This is a genomic window from Segatella salivae DSM 15606, from assembly GCF_000185845.1.
Taxonomy (GTDB): Bacteria; Bacteroidota; Bacteroidia; order Bacteroidales; family Bacteroidaceae; genus Prevotella; species Prevotella salivae.
Genome location: NZ_GL629647.1, coordinates 2,354,547 through 2,360,791, shown reverse-complemented (window position 1 = coordinate 2,360,791; position 6,245 = coordinate 2,354,547). Strand labels below are relative to the sequence as shown.

Below are 6,245 nucleotides of genomic sequence, written 5' to 3'. Positions count from 1 at the left end.
CCCTTGCGGATGCTCACCCGGGGTAGGCTCGTTCCTCGCCAACCCCGGGCTATCAAAAGAACAACTCGTACCGAGTTGCACCATGAGGGCATTTATCATGGTGGACATATCCATTAAAATATTGGCACATTATGCTATTTATTTATTCGTATATTGGCATTAATTATATTATGAAATAAACGTGTCAACGCCATCGGTGTTGCGTTTTCGATAGCCCAGGGTTGCCAAACGATAGTGCCGGCTACCCTGGGTTAACGTATGGTTCGCGTGGAACAACGCTGTAAGTGTTGTACCTTTTCGGTACAATCCACCATTTATTCATGTGTGTATAGACATTAATCGCACCATGAGGGCATTCATATTGCAAAATTTATCCATTGGAATACTGGTACAAAATCTACGGCGACATGTGTCACCGCAAGTTACATTTGCAAACAAATGCTATGCTATGGTGACTCGGCTTTATCCAAACGATCATTTACCCCATACTGATTGACAAAATGAATTGAGGCAAATGGGCAAGTAATTAGCCTTATTTTACGCGATGATATGACGCAATTCGCACGACAATTTAACGCAAATTACATCAGCAAAGGCTATCAACAAACGAACAATGCCGTTTTAATCATATAACCTATTGATTTACATCGGCTTTCCAACAAATGAAAAACAACGCGTATTTGAAACGAAAACATCTTCTGTTTCAAATACGCGAGAACAACAAACTGAATGATAGCATTCGTTGAACAATAGTAACATACATCGTTCTTACTACCAACCAACCACGCAAACTTCGGATAAACAAGACGAAAAGACCTTGTTTTTAAAAACCTTTTCGCCTTTATCCATACGCTGTTTTATCACTTTTCTTTAATCTTTAGCACACTCAATGCACCGAGAATAAGGCAAACTGCGGCCACAAACATCATGTCGGTTTGATTTGATCCGACAAGAGACAAGAGCAGACCTCCAAAGAGTGAGGCGATGATTTGAGGCACACAAATCGTTCCATTGAATAGACCGAGGTAGGCACCCATGTGCCCATAGCCCTGAAGTGCATTCGTTACAAACGTAAACGGCATGGCCAACATCGCTGCCCAAGCACAACCAATGAGCAAGAATGACACAAATTGCACATAAGGATGATGTATAAACGGCACAAGAGCAAAGCCTACTGCGCCCAAGAGAAGGCTGACAATGTAAGCTACTTTGCGGTTTTTGAATTGAGGAAGAACCATGGCCCATATCACACTTCCTACGGCTTGAACGGCAAAAAGAATGCCCAACCAGTTGCCAGCGTCCTGATATGACGTGGACATTGTAGCGTGAGCAGCCTTCATATCGACTCCCCAACACGTGTCAGCAATAGCACCTGTGGCATAAACCCACATGTACATGAACGCCGCCCAACAGAAAAATTGAACCAATCCAACTCTCCAGAAGGTAGAAGGAGCCTTCTTTAATAGTGTAAGCCAATCGCTTTTCTCTTTTGTTTCGCTTGTCTTCGGCACAAGTTCTCCGTTATAGCGTGCATAGTCTTCGGGCGACCATTCTTTCACTTTGAGTGTTGTATAGAGCACACAAAGGATGAGTATGGCTGCGCCGGCATAGAAAGCCCAAATTACGGAGTCGGGAACAACCCCCTTGGGGGCGTCATTTCGAATACCGATTTTTGTCAGAATGAAAGGGAAAATGAAGCCCATGATACTACCAGCATTACAGAGAAAGCTCTGAATGCTATAGGCAAGAGCCTTTTGTTTCTCGTTCACCATGTCGCCAACAAGCATCTTAAAAGGCTGCATTGCCATATTAATGCTTGTGTCAAGAAACATTAATGCTATCAGGCCGAATATCATTGCAGCACCTATGGTGAAGCCAAACGACCCAGAATTAGGCAGCATGCACATCACGAAAACAGCTATGGCAGCCCCTATAAATAAATAAGGTATACGACGACCGAAGCGACACCACGTGCGATCACTAAGTGTTCCGACGATGGGTTGCACCAGAATGCCCATTAACGGAGGAAGAATCCAGAAGTAACTTAAATTATGCGGATCTGCACCGAGCGTGGCAAAGATTCGCGAAATGTTTGCACTTTGCAAGGCGTAGGCTATCTGTACACCAAAGAAACCAAAGCTAAGGTTCCATAACCCCCAAAACTTCATGTCGGGTTTTTGTGATAATCCTGTGTTCATTGTTATTTAGTTGTTTTGTTCTATCAGTCTTTATTGCTTATGGTTAGGCTATTTTTGTTGTCAAGAATAGAAAGGCGCACACAACATACGAAGTTTATTTGTTATGCCGCAAGCCGTATTTTTGGCGCTAAATTTACGACTTTTTTCGCATAAAACATATTTTTTCAACTCATATTTTATGAATATCGTCTTTCTTTATCCTTTTATGTCACCTTTAAAAATCAGTTCTTTTTATTCATTTAACCGCTTGTTTGGCCACTTTATAGCTGCTGTTTAGCACGCTCAAATGGGTTGTCTACCCATTGGATTGCAGCGTTTCCGTCACTCAATGCCAGAAGATTGGCAACACAAGACCTTGCTTTTGAGCGTCAGAAAGCCATGCCTATCGGGTGGTTCCTCGCACAATGAGTCGCGTTCTTACTACGCGTTTCTCAATCTTATCCTTAGGAATCGAGCCCTCAACGAGGCCAACAAGGATGTTTGCGGCTTCTTCTCCGACAACCATTCCGCGCTGTTCAACCGTCGTAAGCATAGGGTCACACGCAATTGCACGATGCCCATTAGTGAACCCACAGATACTAACATCATCGGGAACACGCAGTCCCATGCGCTTGGCGGTATAGAGAATGCCGATTGCAGTGTCGTCGTTGACGGCGAAAAAAGCATCAGGTCGGTCGGGCTCTGACAACAAAGCAGGAGTAATTATCTCTGCATCGGCGCGGTTATCACAATACTTTATAAACCTTTCTTCAGGCTGAATATTGTTATTTACCAATGCATCATGATAACCATTAAAGCGGTTTTTGGTAATCTCCAACTTCATTGATGCACCATAAAAGGCTATTCTTCGGCACCCCGTTCCAATGAGATAATTCACCGCTGTATAGGCTCCCATGTAATCATCAACCACAACTCGGCTGCTGTTTACACCTGTACAGATGCGGTCATAGAATACTAATGGCACGCCATGATCAATCAAACGTTGGAAGTGTTCATATTGATTGGTGTCCTTAGCTTGCGATACAATGACGCCACATACCTTGTTTTCATAAAACGATTTGCATATTTCGACCTCACGACTATACTTTTCATTGCTCTGCGCTACCATGATTCTATAGCCCCGAGCAGAGGCTTCTTCTTCGATACCACTAAGGATTGAGGAGAAATAGAAATGTGTAAATTGTGGAACAATCACGCCAATAATCTTCATAGGCTTAGTGCGATTGTTGCGCAAACTCTCTGCAATGACATTTGGAAAGAAATGATGTTCTTCTGCAAAAGCCTTGACAGCAGCTCGCGTTTCCTTACTAATGCGTGGACTATCTTTAAGTGCACGCGATACTGTAGCCACGGAAACACCAAGCTCTCGGGCTATATCTTTCATTGTTATGGGCGAAGATTCTTTCATGGTTGCTCATCAGTTACGCAACAAAGTTATGCAAATCTACAAAAAGTTTCTTTAATCTTAAACACTAAAATGACAAAAGATTGCGTAATCGTTTGCATTGATTTAAATAAAGTTTTCACGTTAAAAAAGCCGAAAATTAAATAAACAAATTTACTTTTGCAACATAAACCTTGGTGCGAAATGCCATGGCATGGAAACGACAACTAAACAAATAAGTAGTTAGAACGAGTTGCCTAAACGATAAAATCAATATATAATATACTAACGTTAACTTAAATTCAAAGTAAATGATGAAGCAGGTGAAATTCAAATTGCCGCTTAGAAGTTGGGCCATAGCAGGTGGTCTATTCCTCTCTGCAACAGCTTTTGCGCAATCAGGTTCCGTGAGAGGCCAAGTCAAAGACGCTTCTGGAGAGCCTATTATCGGTGCTACAATCATGGCAAATGGTAAGGCCTTGGGGGTAACCGACCTTGATGGAAACTATGTTGTGAATGTACCTCAGGGCACAGAGATTACGATTACCTATGTCGGTATGACCCCAAAGAAGGTAAAAGCCATGGATAATCTGTCAACAACACTTGAAGATGACAACAAAACTCTTAATGAAGTAGTCGTTATTGGCTATGGCGCTGTGAAAAAATCAGACCTTACTGGTTCTGTAACTCAAATTCAACCTGACAGTAAGAATAAAGGTCTTGTAGTCAATGCACAAGATATGATGCAAGGTAAGATAGCTGGTGTGAACATCACAACAGGTGGCGGTACGCCGGGAAGTGGTGCTAGTATCCGCATCCGTGGTGGTTCTTCTCTGAACGCTTCCAACGACCCATTGATTGTGATTGATGGCGTTCCAATGGACAATAATGGTGTACAGGGATTGTCAAACCCACTTTCTATGGTCAATCCTCAAGACATAGAGAGCTTCAATGTGCTGAAAGATGCGTCGGCAACTGCTATCTATGGTTCGCGAGGCTCTAATGGTGTCATCATCATTACTACCAAACGAGGACATGCCAACCAACCTATTAAGGTATCATATGCGGGCAATGTGACAATGAGTATGAAGAGAAAGACCCTCAATGTCATGAATGGCGATGAATACCGCGACTTCGTTAAGAAGATCTATGCAGGTAATCAGCGTGAAGCTTTGGCGCTTTCTTTATTGGGAACCGCAAATACTGACTGGCAAAAAGAAATCTATCGTACGGCTTGGGGCCATGATCATAACGTCACAGTATCAGGTTCTCAGAGTTTAGGAAGCCCCAAAGAATATCTCCCTTGGCGTGTTTCTGCAGGATATACAAGCCAAGAAGGTATTGTGAAAACTTCTAAGTTTGAACGTTTTACAACAGCTTTGAACTTGAATCCACACCTACTTAACGATCATCTGACACTCAATTTGAATGCCAAAGGGATGATTGCGAAGAACCGTTATGCAGATGGTGACGCTACAAGTGCAGCCACAAGAATGGACCCAACACAGCCTGTTTATGACACCACTTCAGCTGACAAAGACAACTTTGGAGGTTATTTTGCATGGCGTGGTCCCGGTGCTTCACTCAACGATCCGACTTATCCTTTCAACATAAACACCCTTGCTCCCAAAAACCCTGTTGCTGATTTGATGCTTAAAAACGACCGAGCTACGAGCTGAGACTTTATTGGTAATGCCGACATTGATTATCAAGTACATGGTTTTGAAGACCTCCGCTTGCACGCAACAGCTGGTGCTGACATTGCAGAAGGAAAGCAAAATACTGACGTTGAGCCAACTTCTCCATTGGCATTCTACTATGGTTCTACTGGCTTTAAGAAGTCTTTGAAACGTAATTTGTTGTTCAATGCTTATGCACAATACTATCATGACTTCAAAGATAAATACCAACATCACTTTGATATCATGGCAGGTTATGAGTGGCAACACTTCTGGAGAAAGGAAACAAGCCGCTATCTATCTTATTATCCAAAAACAAACAGCATGCATCCTGGTGAGATTAACACCGACTCTGGACAGGATTATGATGGTGATGGCAAAAAAGAAGATTACAAATATATGACCGAGAACTACCTCGTTTCATTCTTTGGACGTGCTAATTGGAATTGGATGCAGCGCTATTATCTTACAGCTACGGTCCGCGCTGATGGCGCTTCACGCTTCAAAAAGCATTGGGCTACCTTCCCATCTTTTGCTTTTGCATGGCGTATAAAGGATGAAAACAAGTTCAAAGAGATTAAGTGGCTCTCGGACTTAAAGCTGAGATTAGGCTGGGGAATGACTGGACAGCAGGAAGGAATTGGTGACTATACATACTTCGATATCTATCAAATTAACACGGGAACCAATAATTATTATCCCATCATTGGCGATGGAACAATGGTACGTCCCGATGCAGTTAACAAGAACTTAACTTGGGAAACTACGACCACTTACAATGTAGGACTTGACTGGGGTATATTAGATCAGCGCCTAACGGGTAGCATTGACTGGTACTTCCGCAAGACAACCGACCTATTAAATACGGTATATGTTCCCGCAGGTTCAAACTTCCGAAATCAAGTTTCATCAAATATTGGTAGCTTAACCAATACTGGTGTTGAAGCAACTTTAAGCTGGACAATCCTCAATCAGCAGAATTCT

At 42.6% G+C, this 6,245-nt stretch carries 2 protein-coding genes and 1 pseudogene; 1 reads left to right on the top strand and 2 read right to left on the bottom strand.

What is annotated here, in order from left to right; genetic code table 11:
* Window positions 1-860 precede the first annotated feature (860 nt).
* Window positions 861-2,198, bottom strand: a complete 1,338-nt coding sequence (locus HMPREF9420_RS09325) for an MFS transporter (RefSeq protein WP_007135392.1) — start codon at window positions 2,196-2,198, stop codon at window positions 861-863.
* 382 nt (window positions 2,199-2,580) lie between these two features.
* Window positions 2,581-3,606, bottom strand: coding sequence for a LacI family DNA-binding transcriptional regulator (locus HMPREF9420_RS09320; protein WP_007135391.1), 1,026 nt, complete (start codon window positions 3,604-3,606; stop codon window positions 2,581-2,583).
* A gap of 290 nt (window positions 3,607-3,896) precedes the next feature.
* On the opposite strand from HMPREF9420_RS09320, the pseudogene HMPREF9420_RS09315 reads away from it, so the two are divergent.
* Window positions 3,897-6,245: pseudogene (locus tag HMPREF9420_RS09315) on the top strand (SusC/RagA family TonB-linked outer membrane protein); the annotation flags it as partial.